Genomic DNA, 17,221 nt, shown 5'->3' with positions numbered 1-17,221 from the left:
TTACCGAGCCACTGATGATACTGCAGATCCGAGCGCATGAGAATTCGGGTCAAATCGAGCCCTCTGCATGACTTCAGAAGAACCCTGGGCTCACATGAGACGTCTCGTCTCAGCATCGCAGGATGAAGTCGGATAAGGGATGAACTCTGCTCGCGCACGCGGTAGGCTACCGATGCTGTGTCTTGGTTTTCGACGCTAGCGCCAATATTCGAGGGCAACGGATCCGTTGCGATAGACGGGTTCGTTCATCCCGATTTCGCTCCCGTCGCGGAGGCCCTGCGCGGGCAACTGAGCAGCCACGCGGGCGGTGCTGCTGTCTGCGTGTACCATCGCGGCGAATGCGTGGCCGATCTCTGGGGCGGTACACGCGACGAGCAGGGAAATCCGTGGCGACAGGACACGCTCTCCCCCAGTTTCTCTACGACCAAGGGTGTCGCTTCGACACTGATCCACATCATGGTCGATCGCGGTCTGCTCGACTACGACCAGCGCGTCTCGCATTACTGGCCTGAGTTCGCTCAGTCGGGAAAGCGGGACATTACCGTGCGACACGTACTTTCCCATCAAAGCGGCCTGTACCACATCCGCCAGATGATCGATCACGCGGGCCGAATGCTGGACTGGGACTACATGGTGAACGCAATCGAGCAGACACCACCCATCCACAAGCCGGGAACGCGAACCGGATACCACGGCCTGACGTACGGATTCCTGGTGGGCGAGATCCTGCAGCGCATAACGGGATGTGCGTTCTCCGATCTGGTGCGCGATGAACTCGCCACCCCACTCGCGCTCGACGGGATGTACATCGGTGCACCCGAAGACGCCTTGGAACGTGCGGCCCAGCTTCTCTGGCCACCGAACCGGGAATTCCTGGAGCGCCCGGAAGTGGCCGCAACTCTGTCTGCAATGAGCAGCGCCGCGCGCCTCGGCTGGAACGCAGTGCGACCCTTGGCGGGACTCGTCGGTATCGATTTCGACGTCGACAGCATCTTCGACGCACTCGCACCGCGCGGAATCCGCACTTTCGACTTCGGTGCAACCGAGACTCTTCGCGTGGCAATTCCGGCGGGCAATGGCCTGTTCACCGCTCGCTCGCTGGCCCGCATGTACGCGGCCCTCGCAGGCGGCGGCGAGATCGACGGCGTTCGCCTGCTCTCGCCCGCAACTCTGGATTGCGCTTCTGAGCCCCAGCTGGAAGCGGCCGGACGCTCGGTACTTCCCTTCGACATGCGCTGGCGTCTCGGTTACCACGGCATCTTCACGACGCGAGGCATTCCGCGCCGCGCCTTCGGCCACTTCGGCTTCGGCGGTTCGGGGGCCTGGGCGGATCCCCAGCGCGATCTGGCCGTCGCGATGATCGTCAACTGCGGAATGGGAACTCCGTTTGGAGATACGCGCGTCGCGCGATTGAGCGGAACTGCCCTCGCTGCCGCCAATCGGCGCTATCGTGCCAGCCAGCGCCAGAGGCAAACCTCTGCCGCGATATCCGACTCCCTCGACGCGAGCGAAACAGCCAGCGCACAATGAAGCCACCCGAGTGGGTATCCCGACAAACACGGGAGTCTCGATGAAGCAGCACTCCGAGCCCCATCGCCATCCGATCAACAAACTCGTTGCGCGAAAGCCGGAGAGCTCTACCTCGTGTTGATCGATCGGTTTGTCCCGGAGGCGGATTTTTCCGAGTTCCACTCGACGCATGTCGGGGCCACACCCGAAGCTGCGCTCGAAGCGACACGGGATCTGGATCTGTCGCGTTCATTCACAGTGCGGGCGTTGTTCCGGTTACGGGGCCTTCCAGCCCAGGCCTTGCGCATCAACGGTCTTGTCGGAATGGGTTTCGTCCTACTCGACGAGGAACCGGGACGCGAGGTCGTGCTGGGTCTGCTGGCCCAGCCCTGGAATCTGGGCAGTGGACCGCGTCCCTTCAAAGCCCACGAGTTCGAAGACTTCCACGAACCGTACTTCACCAAGATCGCCTGGAATTTCCGCACGGAGCCCGAGGGCACCGGGGCGCGTCTTTCGACCGAGACGCGGGTTGCGTGTACGGATGCCGCGAGCCGGCGGCGCTTCGGCTACTACTGGCGCGTGATCCGACCGTTCAGTGGCTGGATCCGACTGCGTATCCTGGCATTCGCGCGGGCGCAGGCCGAAGAAGGCGGTGTCTGAGAACTCGAAACCAGCCGCCCAAGCTCAGCGGGGAGGTCACGAGGCCAGAGGAGTGTCGTCGCTTCGCCGAGAATCCTGCGCGCGCCTTTCGAGTTCGGCGAGGATCTCGATGTGGCGTTGGCGGGTGATCTTGTAACGCGCAATGAAGACCAGCGTAATCAGGAAAAACACGCTGGTACCCGGCCCCACCACGAGGCCCAGTGAAAAGACCTTCTCGGCCGGAACGGCTCCGGCGGCCGCCTGGGTGGGAAACGCGATCAGATCCAGTGCGATGCCCGCGACCAGGCCTCCGAGTCCGGAAGTCGCTTTTGCAGTAAACGTGATCGCCGAAAAGAAGATTCCCTCTTGTCGATCGCCTGTGTCGAGCTCGTTCTCGTCGACCGTGTCCGCAATCATCGACGAGAGCAGGATGCCGATCGAGACCACGGCACTGACCAGGATGACGGCGTGTGCGATGACAATCGGCAGCAGAATCGGATCTCCGTTCTCCGGGAACCAGCCGAGCAGTCGCAAGATGACCGTGGTCGGCCCAAAGAGAATCGCGAACGAGGCCAGGCTCATCAGCATGCTCTTCTTGTCGTAGCGCTCACTCAGAGGACGGGTCGTCGAAAAGGCGATGACGACCGACACGAACAGGAACGAAACCAGGGTTGCGATCTGAGCAGACGTGAACTCCCAGAAGTAGGTGTTCATGTAGAGCCCGACCACGTCATTGAAGCCGCCCGCTACCGATGCAAAGAGAGATCCGATGACCAGCATCAGGTAGGAGCGATTCGAAAACGCCTGCCGGAACTCCCTGGCGAAACGACGCAGGCTAAATGGCGTTCGTTCGGGTTGTTCCTTGAAGGTGTGAATCAAGCGATGAGTTCCCAGAGCACACACCAGAACCGCAACAAATACCATCAACGCGATCGCCAGCCCGTAGCCGGGGTAGGCCGCCGGGTTGAGCTGGCCTTCGGGAAACTCCTCGGTCGCCGCGAAAAACACGAGATAGCCCAGGAGCGAAGCTACGAGCCCTCCGGTCCAGCCAAAAAGGAAGCGATAGCTGACCAGTGTGGTGCGCTCGTCGTAGTTCGGAGTCATCTCGGGGAGCATCGCAGAACTGGGCACCTGATAGAGCGTGATCGAAGCGCGCACACCGACGGCACAAACGCAGAGCCAGGCGAAGAGCCCACTGGAGCCGAGCTCCGGCGGGTTGAACAACATGAACAGGAAGCTCGCCAGAGGTAGCGCAGATGCGTACATGAACGGGTGTCGACGTCCCCAACGGCTGCGCGTGTTGTCGGAGATCGAACCGATCAGAGGGTCGGTAATTGCATCGAAACACAGCGCAATGAAGATCGCCGAACCGGCCAGGGTGCCCGAGAGTCCGAGCACCTGGTTGTAGTAGAAGAGCAGGAAGACGTTGAACGAAGTGTTCTTTGTACCTTCGGCGATCGACCCGAAGCCGTAGAAGAGCTTGGCCGACAAGGCGACCCTGTCCACTCCGAGGGTACCGGTTGGCTCGTCGAGCGGATCCATCTTGATTCGGCTTCCGCCTCGGCGCAGCCGCGGCCTACTCTCCCGTTTCCAGATCGATCTTCAAATGGCCTTCTTCCTGTATCCGGTCCCACAGGGAACCGTCATATGCGCCCTCGGGATCCTCGCGAACGATGCGATCCAGCGCGTGGGCGTCCTCTCCGACCAGGATCCGCCACTTCTCGGCACGCACTCCGTCGAGGATGATCGTCGCGGCTTCGGCCGCCGACACCGGCGCGTTGTCGCGGAAATCAATCGTCATCTGGTGAGCAAGCTGGCGCAATTGCTCGTCAGAAAACGCATCCGGAGAGATTCCTCGTTGTTTCATGCGCTCACGGACGACGTCCAGATCTTCGCTCTCCATCTCCAGCGCACCGGGCTTTCCGAGCACGCGACCACTGTTGATCGCGATCGAGGTACCGATGTGACCGGGAATGACCAGGGACGCCTTCACATGCGGCGCATTGAGCTTCAGATCGGTCAATAGCGCCTCGGTAAACCCCTTGACCGCGAACTTTGCAGCGCTGTAGGCCGTATGCGGGATCCCGGGTCCGAGCGAAGCCCAGAAACCGTTGACGCTACTGGTGTTGATGATGTGTCCTTCGCTACTGGCGACCAGGAGCGGAAGAAAAGCGCGAGAACCGAAATAGACGCCGTTCCAGCAGACCCCGAAAGCGCGATCCCAGTCCGCCCTGTCGTCATTGAGAAAACTGCCTCCGCCTGAAATTCCGGCGTTGTTGAAGAGCAGATTGATATGGTCGGTGTCGTGCCGTTCCAGCACGCCGTCGCGGAACTTCTGCATCTGGGACTCGTCGGAGACATCACATTCGTGAATGCTGACGCGAACTCCATCGAGCGCCGATTTCTCGCACAGACGCTGAGTCTCCTCCAGGTTCTCGACGATCACGTCGCAGAGCGCAACGTGACAGCCTTCGGCCACGAGTTGCAGCGCGAGCTGCCGCCCCATTCCGGTTCCAGCGCCTGTAATGACTGCGATCTTGTCTCGGAAGTTCTTCACGGTCTCTCCTCCTGACTCCCGTTGAGAGTCAGATGCGTTCGATGATCGTGGCGGTTCCCATTCCACCGCCCGTGCACATGGCCACCAACCCGATATTGAGATCTCGGCGCTCCAACTCGTCGAGCACTGTCTGGATCAGCATGGGACCGGTTCCGCCGATCGGATGTCCCAAGGCAATCGCACCGCCGTTCACGTTGAGCTTGTCCTGATCGACTTCGAGATCCTTCGCAAACTTGAGGACTACGGATGCAAACGCTTCGTTGACTTCGAAAAGATCGATATCACTGGCGCTCATTCCGGCCTTCTTCAAGACCTTCTCCGTGGCAGGGCCTGGAGCCGTCAGCATGATGACCGGTTCGGTTCCCGCGACGGCGGTCATGCGAATGCGCGCTCGAGGCTTCAATCCGTTGGCCTTTGCGTATTCCGGTGAAGACAGCAGAATTGCGCTGGCTCCATCAACCACACCCGATGAGTTCCCGGCGTGGTGCACGTGCTCCACCTTGTCGACCTGCGGGTACACCTGCTTGCAATAATCATCGAAGCTCTTCGCGTAGCCCTTGTGCACCTTGGAAGCGAGCTCTTCGAACGACGCGGGCAGTTTAGATAGAGATTCCAGGGTCGTGCCCGGACGGGGATGCTCATCGTGATCGAGTGCAGGCGTGCCATCCAGATTGACGATCGGCACCAGACTGCGGTCGAAGCGCTTATCGGCGATCGCCGCGGCCGCGCGCTCCTGGCTCTGCACCGCGTACGAGTCACAGTCTTCGCGCGAAAATCCTTCGATCGTCGCGATCAGATCTGCGGAAATCCCCTGAGGCACCTGCGGATGCTGCTCAAAGAGATGCTCGTTATTCGCATGGAAACCGTGTGCATGGATCGGGGCGTAGCGCGACATGAACTCGACACCACCGCCGATCACCAGATCCTGTTGCCCGGCCATGATCCCCGTACCCGCAAACGTGACGGCCTGTTGGCCCGAACCACAGAAGCGGTGGATCGTGACGCCGGGCGCATTGGTCGACCAACCGGCATCGAGCACCGACATGCGTGCGATGTCGTGTGCGTGATCTCCACTACCGGAACCACAGCCGACGACCACGTCTTCGACGTCTTTTTCGTCGAAACCGACGCGATCGCGCAATGCGTTGAGTACCTGAGCCATCGCCTGCTGGGGATGGATATGAGACAGGCCACCTTTGCCGGGTTTTCCGCGGCCGCGTGGCGAACGAACTCCATCGATGATCCAGGCTTCTGGCATGGTACCTCCCTGAGAGTGGAATCCCGATTCTACAGGGTTCATTTAGGGAATCCCGATCGGGCGCTGCGCCTCTCACCGACAATCCGACGCAATCGTGTGCGACTGCGATCCGGAGTCCGCGCTCGACGAGATCGCGAAGGTAGGCGGCGGGCCCGCATTAGCGCCTCCGTGAGCGTCGGCTAAGATTGCCGGAGCCGGACTCGGCGCAGGAGATGCATTTGGATCAGGCGATTCTCAAACGTTCTGCAGGTCTTACAGCGAGAGGGATCTCGCTGGTTGCCGTGGCCCTTCTGGCCGCCAGCGGCTGCAAACCACCATCGTCCGGTCCTGCGGATTCCCGGGCCTCGGGAGCTGTCGTGGCGACCCTCAACGGCAATCCGATCACCCTGCAGGAACTCGATGCATTCGCGAGCCCTACCAACAGGGAAGCTTACCAAGGCTTGTACGACGCCAGGCGGGGCGCTCTGGAGCAGTTGATCAATGAACGCTTGATCGAATCCGCCGCCGCCCAGGAAGGCGTGACTTCGGACGAGTTCTTCGAACGAAAGATCGAGGCTCACGTCGCACCAGTGACCGGAGCTGAGGTAAGGACTTTCTACGATGCCAACTTCAAACCGGGTGAAGGCCGCGAGTTCGAAGACGTAGCCGGACGCATCGAAGCCTTCTTGCTCCGCAATCGGGTCGTCGAGCGACGAGACGAAATTCTGGCCGGACTGAGCGCGAAGGCGAAGCTGGAAATCTCCCTCGATCCGCCGCGCGCCGATGTTCCCGTCTCACCGACAGAGCCGGCCATCGGACCCGTGACCGCTGCGGTGACGATCGTCGAGTATTCAGACTTTCAGTGACCCTACTGCGCGAGGGTCGGTCCGACCCTCAAGCAGGTGGTCGAGAAGTACGGCGACAAGGTGCGCATCATCTATCGGGACTATCCACTTCCAAGCCATGGGCGGGCGCAAGCCGCCGCCGAAGCAGCCCGATGCGCACACGCACAGGGGAAGTTCTGGGCTTATCACGACAAGATCTTCGAGAACCTCCGAGGGTCGCTGGACGCGGATCAGCTCAAGGGATTCGCCGCGGAACTGGGACTGGACGCCGATCCGTTCGCCCAATGCCTCGATTCGAATGAGTTCGCTGAACAGGTGCAGGCCAGCGCGCGCAGCGGGCAGGCGCTAGGTGTAACCGGAACGCCGGCCTTCTTCATCAACGGACGCTTCCTGGGTGGCGCCAAGCCGTTCGAGGCTTTCGTGGAAACGATCGACGAAGAACTGGCGCGATAGCTCGTAGTCAACGTCGGTAGGGAGAAGCCCGGTCAGGGTTGGGGGCGCGCGTCACGCTCGACGATACGGATTGGATAGCGGTTCTCGCCCGGCAATGGGGCGGCCTCACCCTTCCCCACGCGCAATACCCGCACGCGTTCTAGAGCCTGCGGATTCAAGGCCTTCAGAGGCACGTATCCCAACACACCGGGTTTCTGTGAGACCGCTTCGATGACCGACTCCGGAGATCCAAACTCGCGAGGCGGAAGATCTCCGCCGGACAGCGCTTGTTGAATCCAGTAGTCCTGCATCTCCTGCTCCGACTTGCCGAAGACGGCGCGGGTGAAAACCTGACGAGCCGAACTACCCGAGCGCAGATGGAGCGGCTCGATGCGAGATCCCGCATGCCGAGTCGTTTTTCCCAGATAGACTCGACGAAGTGCAGGTAACGAGATCTCTGAGATCACCGCGCCTTCTGAGTGGATGATCAACGCAAGCGCATCGTCCGCGTGGGCCGCACCTGGTAGTGCGAGCATCGACCCGACGAGCAGGCAGCGCACGAAGTGAAGAAGGCTCACCATGCTCAGAACAAGGTCCCGATCGACAGGCCCCAGTAGCGAAAATCACGACGCGGGGCGTCGTCAAAATCGTGATCTGAATACTCAGCCTTGAGCCGGAGCCACGGTTTCGGCTGATAGCCCAGAGTGAAGGTATTGACCCTGCGCTGGAAGGCGATTCCCGTCGAGTCGTCGTCCCCCCAGTTGAAACGATAGTTCAGATAGAAGCGCGAATGAAAACGCCAGCGCAGCTTCGCATAGGCGATGTTGATATCACGCGACAACTCCGGAACCGTGTTGCTATCGCGTTGCTGGCGAACGTACTCGGCTCTGAGCAGGAGCGTGGAAGTCAACTGCGTCTGACCGTAAAACGCGATGCTGCGTTCGGAGCGATCCTTTGGCAGTTCGCGTTGTCGCTGGAAGTAGGACACGCCAGCGAAATGCTCTTCGCGAATTCCCAGACGCAAATCGCCACCAAGGGACCAGCCGTCAGTCTTCGACTCCTGGAGCAAGGAAGAGCTGTTTCCGTAGCTGGTATAGGCCGCGTAGCGAATCTCGAGATCCGTTGGGGCGGGATCCCGGGGGAACCAACGCCCGATCAGCCCCAGCCCTTGTTGCTGTTCGGGCGTGATCCTCTCTTGTTCGTGCAGTGGGGGGCGGATCGTCTCCATCACGATGGTCCAGTGGACCGGGGTCCAGTAGCCAAACGGTGTGTTGAACTGGCCGAGCCGGACCTCGAGTGCATCGCCGAGGCGGTAGCGCACATACCCCTGCTCGAGTTCGTACTCGCGTTCCAGCGGAAAGCCGATCAGATCGCTTTCGTGCTCGAACTCCGCTTCGACAAATACCTGCCACTCCTCGCCGTAGCGAGTGTCCAGGAAGATATTCAGGTGATTGACGTTGATGGAACGTGCCGAACCGGGACTGTCATTGTCCTCATAGGAAGCGTCCATCCATCCGCCGACCCGGGTTGTGATCGAATCCGGATGGGTTCGAAACACATCAGGGGTCCGACCGATCTTCCAATCGATTGCGCCGGCGGTCGCGGGTGCAAATAGCAGCCAGCAGACCAGTAGGAGCAAGTATGCGCGTCTTGGCAAGGCATGCCTCTGTTCTGGATGTGGCGGGATTCTGCGGTTTCGGACGGAAACACAGTCTCGGTCGCCCGGGCTTCCGGATCCAGACCTTGTCGAGCCTTTTTCATCTGCGCTTCATGCCCGTTTCGCTAGTCTGAGTCCGTGCCCGGCTTCAGACGACTCTCGATCGGTGCAAAGCTGACGCTTCGGTACACCGCAGCGGTTTCGGTGACGTTGAGTGCTGTGGCTCTTTTCGTCTACGCGCAGGTCGCGCAGAGGGTCAACCGCGAAGCGAAGCTACTCATAGAGGTACAGACGACCGAACTGGCCCAGGACTTCACCTCCCAGGTCGTCGCGGGCGACTTCGAATCGGCAACCCGGTGGATGAATGAGCGCGCGCGACAGTTGGCGAGAAATACCGACCCCGAACTCGCTCTCGGTGTAGAGCTGGTTTCGGATCGCGGGAAGCGACTCGTATTCGCGGGATCCATCGATCTCCGGACGCCTCCGGTCTCTCAGGCCGTTCTCGACGGTCGCCGCCAGACTCTGCTCCGGGCGGTGAACATCGGAGAGTCGCGACCGTATCTGTCGATGGCCGCCAGGGTCCCGGGCGGAGCGGTGCGGGTCCTGATGAACACCGAACGCTACGCAAACAATGTGCGCAATATCCGCGACGTGTTCCTCTGGTCGCTCCCGATCGTACTGGCAACGACGGCTGCGATTGGCTGGCTGCTCGCGCGCGGAAGCCTGAGGCCCCTTGCGGAGATCACCGATACCGCGCGGCGCATCAGCGGTACACGCCTTCACGAATCCGTACCCGAATCCGGGTCGGGAGACGAATTGGACCAGCTGGCGGCCACACTCAACGACATGCTCGGCAGAATCCAGAACACGCTGGTCGAAATGCGCCGCTTCAATGCCAATGCCGCGCACCAGCTACGCACGCCACTGACGGCCATGTCGAGTCAGTTGGAAGTCACGTTGGAAAAGGAACGCGAACCACAGGAGTACCGCCGAGTCTTCCAGCAAGTCCTTTCCGGAGTCCAGCAGCTATCCACCGGTGTGGACGCAATGCTGCGCCTGGCACACTTCGAGGCAGGGTTGGATGCGGGCAGTCGCGAGCCGACGCTCATCACGGAAATCGTCGAAACGGTTCGAGAGTTCTTCGAACCCGTCGCCGAAGAAAAGGGCGTGCATCTCAACACCATTGCACTCCCCGCCGAGCCGATTCTTGCGGACGCTTCCTGGCTTCACCAGCTATTCTCGAACCTGGTGTCCAATGCCGTTCAGTATTCTTCGAGCGGGGACCTGGTGAAGATCGAAGGCCATCTCGAAAACGACTGGTTGGTCGTCGTGGTTTCGGATACGGGACCGGGGATTGCGCCAGAACGAATCGAGGGGATCTTCGATCGTTTCGAACGCGCGGACTCCGTGGCGAGTTCAACGGGGTTCGGCCTGGGCCTGGCGATTGCGCGGGCAATCGCCGTCGCCCATGGAGGTCGGCTCGAGATTGCGAGTGTACGGGGCGAGGGAACCTCACTCTCAGTCTGGCTGCCACGCAGCGCGGAGGTTGGAGTGTGAAGGTTCTCTATGTGGAAGACGACGCGACGGCTCGCGAGTTCATTCACAAGGGCCTGCAGGAACACGGCCATGTCGTCGACACCGCCGCGGATGGAGAAACAGGACTCGAGCGCGGCCTGAGCGGGAATTACGACCTGATCATCCTCGATGTCGGGCTTCCCGGAATAGACGGTTTCGAAGTACTGACTCGACTTCGCGATGACCGCATTCCCACTCCCGTGCTCTTCCTGTCGGCCCGTACGGAAGTCTCGGAACGGATTCGCGGCCTCAATCTCGGCGCAGACGACTATCTGGCCAAGCCGTTTGCATTCGCCGAACTCCTGGCCCGGATCGATGCGATCTCGAGACGGACACAGGTGACACCCGTCGGCGAAGTACTGCAGATGGCCGATCTGGAGCTTGACCTGAGTCGTCACATCGTACGTCGGGCCGACCAGATCATCGAACTGACGCGCAAGGAGTTCGCACTTCTCGAATACCTGATGCGAAGCCCCGGCCAGGTCCTTTCGCGCACGATGATCATCGAGAAGGTCTGGGGTTATAGCTTCGATTCGTACTCGAACGTCATCGACGTGCACATTGCGCATCTGCGCAAGAAGATCGACCGCGACTTCGAGCCGAAGCTCCTGCACACCGTCAAGGGAATGGGATACATCCTGGACACTCGCCCGCGCAACGCCTGATCCCGAGCGCGACCCCACAGTGCAAGAAGCCCGAATCCGCGCAGAGGCGATCGATTTCTGCGCAATGCAGTATGCTCGGCGCGATGGGAAGAATCCCGATGGGAGAAGTCGGAATGGACGCGGGTACGGCACATCACTTCGGCCTGGGAGCGATTGATCAGGTCTCCTATGTGGTCACCGATATGGCGGAGTCCCTACCCAGATACGAAGCCCTTTTCGGTCCCTTCAAGATTGGCGAGACACCGCTGCCGGATTGCACGGTTCGCCGGGTGCAGGCAGATGTGAAGCTCAAGATCGCAGTCAATTCCTCTGGCCCGCTGGAAATCGAATTGATCCAGGTCCTCGCGGGGCAGACCACGCATAGCGAGCACCTGAAGAAGCACGGCGAAGGGCTTCATCACGTGCGTTTCCGTGTTGCGCAGATCGACGCGAAGTTGAAGGAACTCGAATCTGCCGGCTTCGAGAAGATCTTCTTCAAGCGTTTCGGACCCACGATCGCATTCGCCTATCTCGAATCACCCGCCGAAATGGGCAAGAGCGTGATCGAACTGCTCGAGTGCCCGGAGGAGTAGACCATGAGCAAACGACCCGACACCCCGCTGACCCGCGAGACCATGGGAATAGCCAAAGGACTGCCCCTGAATCTCTCTGGTGATGGCATCGAAGACCTGCGACGCGGCATCCAGACCTTGATGGATATCGAGGCCATCAAACAGCTCAAGCACGCCTACTTCCGCTGTCTGGACACAGCGAACTTCGAGGAAATGGCCGACTTGTTCCACGAGGACGTTTCGGTTCACTTCATTGGCGGCGCGTACGAGTGGAAATTGCAGGGCAGAGCCGAGTACATCGAAGCCGTCTCAAAGGCGTTTACCAAACAGGCCATTGGGCATCACAACGGCCATCATCCAGAGATCCAGATTCTCAACCAGAATGAAGCGACCGGTATCTGGTATCTGGCCGATCATATGTGGATCCTGGAGCACAACTTCCACACGACCGGAACGGCCCTTTACTACGACCGCTACCTGAAACGCGACGGGCGCTGGCAGGTCAAGGACACACAGTACCGGCGCATCTACGAGTCGAGTCGTAGGCTCGACGAAAACCCGCCACTCTCAACCCACTACCTGGGAACCTACGGCAGCGGCGATACCTCAGAAGACGGAGCGGAGTAGAACAGACGCGTATTGGGTCGGCCCGAATGCGGCCAGGTCCCGTCAGGCCCGGAAAGCCGCGACGCTTCCGCCCACCACCCCTGGCGCGAAACCTCGAGTCACTGCAAACTGATTCCTGGGGGTTTCGATGGCCAGACGTGTCGGTCTGTTGACGAGCGGGGGTGATTGCCCGGGTTTGAACGCTGCGATCCGCGGCTTCGGCAAGGCTGCGCTTGGCACGCACGGGATCGAGACCCTCGGTTTCCTGGACGGCTTCCGAGGTCTGGTCGAAAACCGCTTCGTACGGCTCGAGTCGGATGAATTGTCGGGAATCCTGACGGACGGTGGAACGATCCTGGGGACCGGCCGCGACAAGCCACACAAGATGCCGACAAACGGTCGAAGCGAAGACCGAACCGGTGATGCGGTCAACACCTACCAAAGACACGGACTCGACTGTCTGGTTTGCATCGGCGGCGGTGGCACCCAGAAGAACGCCTTACGGCTTCAGGAAGCCGGACTCAATATCCTGACTCTTCCCAAAACCATCGACAACGACATCGCATTCACCGAAGCAAGCATCGGATTCGATACCGCGCGACAGATCGCAGCCGAGGCGATCGACCGCCTGCATTCGACGGCCACCAGTCACCAACGCATCATCGTGGTCGAAGTGATGGGGCATCGTGCGGGCTGGCTCGCACTGGCCTCGGGCCTGGCGGGAGGCGCCGATGTCATCTTGATCCCGGAGATCCCCTACGACGTGGGCAAGGTGGCCGCGGCAGTGCGCGAACGGGCTCGCGCTGGAAAACGCTACAGCATCGTGGCGATCGCCGAAGGAGCCATGAACGCGGACCAGTCCGAGGAAATCACGGGACTGATCGAGGCAAGACGCACGGCGGAGAGCAAGCGGGACCGCCAGAAGCTCAGCGCAAAACTCGAAGCGTTCCACCGCGACCACACCGATCACACACTTCGGCTCACCCATCAACTCGAGGAGCAGACCGGTCAGGAGTCTCGGCTCACGATACTGGGACATCTTCAGCGCGGAGGGACTCCTTCCGCGACGGATCGCGTTCTGGGGACGCGACTGGGCACGACAGCCGCGAAGATGGCAGCCAATGGCGAGACAGGCGTCATGCTCGCGGTCTTGGGCGATGAACTGCGACCCATCGCGTTGAGCAAGGTGGCGGGAGTCAAGAAGCTCGTACCCACTGATCACGCCTGGGTCCAGGCCGCGCGCGACGTCGGCACCTGCCTCGGGGACTGAAACCCGAGTGCTGGGCAGCGCGGCCCGTCACCTGACTTCTGGACTTGAAACCCGGTCCGTGCGGAGAGATCCTTGCCTGAAGTGGATCATCCGCTTTCGACTCCAACACAGGTGACCGGCAGACGGTCCATCTGGCTCGTAGCCGGGCTCGCGCCCGTACTCGGCCTCGTTTTGACCGTACTTGCCTACGAACCCGCGCTGCGTGCGCCTTTCTACATGGACGATGCACCTAACATCGTCCATGCCACGGGCGTGCACATGACCGAACTCTCGAGCGAGAGCGTTTGGCGAGCGTTGCTGGAAGGCCATTTGAAGCCTCGCCCCGTCGCCAACCTGACTTTTGCTCTGGATCATCTCCACTCCGGTCTGAAGGCACGTGGCTACCACCGGACGAATCTGATCGTGCACCTGGGCAACGGAATGGCTCTCTACTGGCTGATCTTCACACTCCTTGGGCGTGAGCGCGATCGAGTCACTCGGGCCGCGATCGCAGGTTCGGCAGTTGCGGTCTTCCTGACTCATCCACTCGCGACTCAGGCCGTCACCTACGTCGTTCAACGCATGGCCTCTCTAGCAACACTGCTTATTCTGCTTTCGCTGGCGGCCTACGCAAATGCGCGCCCGCCGGAGGGTCGTGGGCACAGGGCGTGGTTTCTGCTGAGCTTCGTATTCGGACTATTGGCCGTCGGCACCAAGGAGATCGCGGTCATGCTCCCGCCGGCCATCCTGTTGTACGAAGCGTGTTTTCACCAGAAGTCCTGGCACGAGAGTTTGGCGCCCCTTTTTGAACGCTTGAGGCAACCGCCGGTCTGGATCGGTCTGATGCTGGGAACGCTGATACTGGGAATACTGGCACTGCCCGTGCTCGAAACCGCGTTCGAGCGGATCCAGTACTACCGGATTCCAGACAGGGACTTCGGACCGTTCGAACGAATCCTCACGGAGACGCGCGTCGTTTTCTTTTACGTTTCCCTTTTCCTCTGGCCTGCGCCGTCGCGCTTGAACCTCGAGCACGTGTTCGAACCTTCGCGAGGCCTGCTCGATCCAGTCTCGACCCTGCTGGCCAGCGCGGGCTGGCTCGTCCTGCTCACCCTGGCCATGGTGCTTGCCTGGAAGAGGCCTCGCCACGGCTTCGCTGCGCTCGGCTTCTTCTTGTTCAACATCGTGGAATCCGGCCCTTTGCCGATCGAACTCACTTTCGAACATCGCTTCTATCCGTCCATGGCCTTCCTTGTGCTGCTGGTGGCAATGGTCATCGCAGAAGCACCTCCGCGAATCCGCTGGGGAGGGTGCTTCGGGTTGATCGCACTGACCTTCCCCCTGGCGTTTGCAGCAAACGCTCGCAACGAAGTGTGGGTGGACCCGGTCGCCTTCTATCGGGACGCGGCGGCGAAATCCCCGGAGAGCTATCGAGCCCACTACGAATACGGAGCGAATCTGGGCAAGCAGGGGATGTTTGCTGAAGCGCTGGCTCCATTGGAACGGGCCATCGCAATCCGCAATTCCGACTCTCGCGCACTCGGGCAAGCGGGTGCGGCGGCACTGGCGATCCGGGACCACGCGAGAGCACTCGACTATCTGCAACGCGCCGTTCAGGCCGACACGACCAACGCAGAAGCTCTGTTCAACCTGGGCTTCCTGTTCGATCAACTGGGGCACCTGGACAAGGCGGCACCCGCTTATCGCCGCTTTATCGAAGTGGCCGGATTCGAGCCCACCGGACACGAGTTTGCGCGTCAGGTCGCCCAGGTACGCGCCCGACTGGCGCTCCTGGAGACACTCGACGAGTGATCAATCGTGAAATCCGACCTTGTGCATGGCCTCGATGAGGCGCTCGGCCTCCTCCTCTGAGCGGGCGAGCAGACGGATCTGCGGCTCCAGAATACGGACCGACGGATTGGAAGCGATCTCCTCATAGGCGATCCGGGCGACGCGACCCTCTTCGACCCGTCCGAGAATTGCGAGCGAAGTGGCCAGGGTCATCCAGGCCGTCGCACTCGGTGTTCTGTCGACGGAGTTCTGCGCGTCGGAGGCCGCTTCCTCGAAACGTCCCAGGACCATGCAGAGCAACCCGCGATAGGCGAGCCAGCTGTACAAGAGCGGATCCCGGGGAGACAAGCGCATCGCGCGTTCGATGTGAGGCAGGCCCTCCTCTGAGCGTTGATCGAAAATCAACGCGACGCCGAGGCACGCAAGCGCCTGGGCATTATTCGGATCGAGTTCCAGGCTGCGAGTGTGCGCGCGAATCGCGTCGCGGGTGCGACCCAGATTACCCATGATGGCACCCTGGACCTGCCAGAGTTGTGGATCGTCGGGCGCGATCGAAGTCGCGCGTCGAATCGACGCGAGAATCGACGCGAGAATCTTCTCGTTGGTTTCGCCGGAATCGGGTCCCAGTGAATCGAATATCAGCAACGAGTGTGCGAATGCGTGCACTGCGTGCCCCAGTGCGTATTCGGGATCGATCTCGAGTGCGCGTTCGGTCGCATCACGCGCGGTGCGCGCCACGTCGCGATTCGAGATATCGCGTTGCAACTCGGTCCACGCGCGGTTTACCAGCGCCCAGGCTTCCAGGTCCTCTGTCGGTTGACGACGGGCTCGCTCCGCTTCCGCCATGCGCAGCGCGGGCTTCAGTGCGGTGACGATCGCCTCGGTAACCTCGTCCTGGAGTTCGAAGATCTCTTCGAGCAGGCGATCGAATTTTTCCGCCCAGACCGTCTGCGAAGTGGTCGCATCTGCAACCTCCGCGCTGATGCGTACGCGGTTCCCGGCGGCGCGAACACTCCCCGAAACGACGTAGCGGGCACCGAGTTCTCGACTCACCTGCTTCAGATCGACCGATCGACCTCCGTAAGTAAAGCTGGAGTTGCGGGCAATGATCGGAAATGAGCGCCATGCGGACAGCAACGCGATCAAGTCCGCAGCAATCGCATCTCCCAGAAACTCCTGATCGCTGGCCGAAGACAGATTGTCGAAAGGCAGCACCGCGATCGCCGGAAGCTCGTACGCACTCGAGGCTCCATCTGCTTCATGGGGACCGATCTGGGCGCGGAACACGTGCACGGGATGCGGAACGTTCTTGAATTCCCGCAGTCCAAGATCATCGAATTCGTGAGCAAGTCGACCGCGGACCTGCTCGTACACAGTGGACGAAAGACACAAGCCACCGGGGTTGGCCAGGCTCTCGAGCCGAGCTGCGATGTTCACACCGTCGCCGTAAACGCGCTCACCGTCGACCATCACGTCGCCCATGTGCAGGCCGATGCGAAAAGGCATGCGGCGCTCCGGTGAAACCCCATCGTCACGCCCTGCGATCCTCTTCTGGATATCGATGGCGCTGTGCACGGCGTCGAGCGCGCTGGGAAACTCCGCCAGCAGATTGTCCCCCGTCGCATCGACCACGCGCCCCCCGTAACGCTCGACACACTCGGAGATCAGCGCCCGCGAACTCGTGATCGCACGGACCGTGGCCTCGTCGTCATCGGCCATCAGGCGCGTGTAGCCCACGGCATCGGCGCTGAGGATCGCCGCGAGTCTGCGTTCAACGGATTTCAGAGGGAACTCCCGGTCCACATGCTACCGATCCGCGCTGCGCATCGCTCGGATGACCCGACGAATCTTCCAAATAGCTGATTTTGCTCATCTATATTCAATTCCATGATCTCCTCTGTAAATGAC

At 60.8% G+C, this 17,221-nt stretch carries 16 protein-coding genes; 10 read left to right on the top strand and 6 right to left on the bottom strand.

Annotated features, from left to right (window positions below):
- Positions 1-177 precede the first annotated feature (177 nt).
- Together GY725_16505 and GY725_16500 are read left to right on the top strand one after the other, a co-directional pair.
- The gene (locus GY725_16505) at positions 178-1,530 is read left to right on the top strand and encodes a beta-lactamase family protein (protein ID MCP4005793.1); all 1,353 of its coding nucleotides are present in this window, start codon (positions 178-180) and stop codon (positions 1,528-1,530) included.
- A gap of 114 nt (positions 1,531-1,644) precedes the next feature.
- Positions 1,645-2,169, top strand: coding sequence for a hypothetical protein (locus tag GY725_16500; GenBank protein ID MCP4005792.1), 525 nt, complete (start codon positions 1,645-1,647; stop codon positions 2,167-2,169).
- A gap of 36 nt (positions 2,170-2,205) precedes the next feature.
- Here the strand turns inward: GY725_16500 and GY725_16495 are convergent, their stop codons facing one another.
- From GY725_16495 to GY725_16485, 3 genes are read right to left on the bottom strand one after another with little or no spacing between them, the layout of a single operon-like run.
- Complete coding sequence (locus GY725_16495) at positions 2,206-3,690, bottom strand: hypothetical protein (protein ID MCP4005791.1); 1,485 nt, start codon at positions 3,688-3,690, stop codon at positions 2,206-2,208.
- Between the two features lie 34 nt (positions 3,691-3,724).
- Positions 3,725-4,705, bottom strand: a complete 981-nt coding sequence (locus GY725_16490) for an SDR family NAD(P)-dependent oxidoreductase (protein MCP4005790.1) — start codon at positions 4,703-4,705, stop codon at positions 3,725-3,727.
- A gap of 28 nt (positions 4,706-4,733) precedes the next feature.
- A complete protein-coding gene (locus GY725_16485; GenBank protein ID MCP4005789.1) occupies positions 4,734-5,963 on the bottom strand; it encodes an acetyl-CoA C-acetyltransferase in 1,230 nt (409 codons plus the stop codon).
- 356 nt (positions 5,964-6,319) lie between these two features.
- Here GY725_16485 and GY725_16480 point away from each other — a divergent pair, with 356 nt between their 5' ends.
- Together GY725_16480 and GY725_16475 are read left to right on the top strand one after the other, a co-directional pair.
- A complete protein-coding gene (locus tag GY725_16480; protein ID MCP4005788.1) occupies positions 6,320-6,808 on the top strand; it encodes a hypothetical protein in 489 nt (162 codons plus the stop codon).
- Between the two features lie 36 nt (positions 6,809-6,844).
- Entirely contained in the window at positions 6,845-7,240 is a 396-nt protein-coding gene (locus tag GY725_16475) for a thioredoxin domain-containing protein (GenBank protein ID MCP4005787.1), read from the top strand.
- Positions 7,241-7,272: 32 nt separating this feature from the next.
- On the opposite strand, the gene GY725_16470 is transcribed toward GY725_16475, so the two are convergent.
- Together GY725_16470 and GY725_16465 are read right to left on the bottom strand one after the other, a co-directional pair.
- Positions 7,273-7,800, bottom strand: a complete 528-nt coding sequence (locus GY725_16470; GenBank protein ID MCP4005786.1) for a hypothetical protein — start codon at positions 7,798-7,800, stop codon at positions 7,273-7,275.
- A 2-nt stretch (positions 7,801-7,802) separates the two neighbouring features.
- On the bottom strand, positions 7,803-8,876 hold the full coding sequence (locus GY725_16465) for a DUF481 domain-containing protein (protein ID MCP4005785.1): 1,074 nt from the start codon (positions 8,874-8,876) through the stop codon (positions 7,803-7,805).
- 138 nt (positions 8,877-9,014) lie between these two features.
- Between GY725_16465 and GY725_16460 the strand changes: the two genes are divergently transcribed.
- From GY725_16460 to GY725_16435, 6 genes are all read left to right on the top strand, one after another.
- Entirely contained in the window at positions 9,015-10,433 is a 1,419-nt protein-coding gene (locus tag GY725_16460; GenBank protein MCP4005784.1) for a HAMP domain-containing protein, read from the top strand.
- Positions 10,430-11,116 carry a response regulator transcription factor gene (locus tag GY725_16455; GenBank protein MCP4005783.1) on the top strand — a complete coding sequence of 229 codons (687 nt, stop codon included), beginning with the start codon at positions 10,430-10,432 and terminating at the stop codon, positions 11,114-11,116. Before GY725_16460 ends, GY725_16455 begins: the two co-directional genes overlap by 4 nt.
- Positions 11,117-11,214: 98 nt before the next feature.
- A complete protein-coding gene (locus GY725_16450) occupies positions 11,215-11,688 on the top strand; it encodes a hypothetical protein (protein MCP4005782.1) in 474 nt (157 codons plus the stop codon).
- Between the two features lie 3 nt (positions 11,689-11,691).
- On the top strand, positions 11,692-12,294 hold the full coding sequence (locus GY725_16445; GenBank protein ID MCP4005781.1) for a nuclear transport factor 2 family protein: 603 nt from the start codon (positions 11,692-11,694) through the stop codon (positions 12,292-12,294).
- Positions 12,295-12,421: 127 nt separating this feature from the next.
- The gene (locus GY725_16440) at positions 12,422-13,543 is read left to right on the top strand and encodes a 6-phosphofructokinase (GenBank protein MCP4005780.1); all 1,122 of its coding nucleotides are present in this window, start codon (positions 12,422-12,424) and stop codon (positions 13,541-13,543) included.
- A 72-nt stretch (positions 13,544-13,615) separates the two neighbouring features.
- Positions 13,616-15,334 carry a hypothetical protein gene (locus GY725_16435; GenBank protein MCP4005779.1) on the top strand — a complete coding sequence of 573 codons (1,719 nt, stop codon included), beginning with the start codon at positions 13,616-13,618 and terminating at the stop codon, positions 15,332-15,334.
- Here the strand turns inward: GY725_16435 and GY725_16430 are convergent, their stop codons facing one another.
- Positions 15,335-17,116 carry a hypothetical protein gene (locus GY725_16430; protein ID MCP4005778.1) on the bottom strand — a complete coding sequence of 594 codons (1,782 nt, stop codon included), beginning with the start codon at positions 17,114-17,116 and terminating at the stop codon, positions 15,335-15,337.
- Between the last annotated feature and the right edge of the window lie 105 nt (positions 17,117-17,221).

Source organism: bacterium, from assembly GCA_024226335.1.
Taxonomy (GTDB): domain Bacteria; phylum Myxococcota_A; class UBA9160; order SZUA-336; family SZUA-336; genus JAAELY01.
This window is presented reverse-complemented; position numbering and strand designations above follow the sequence as displayed.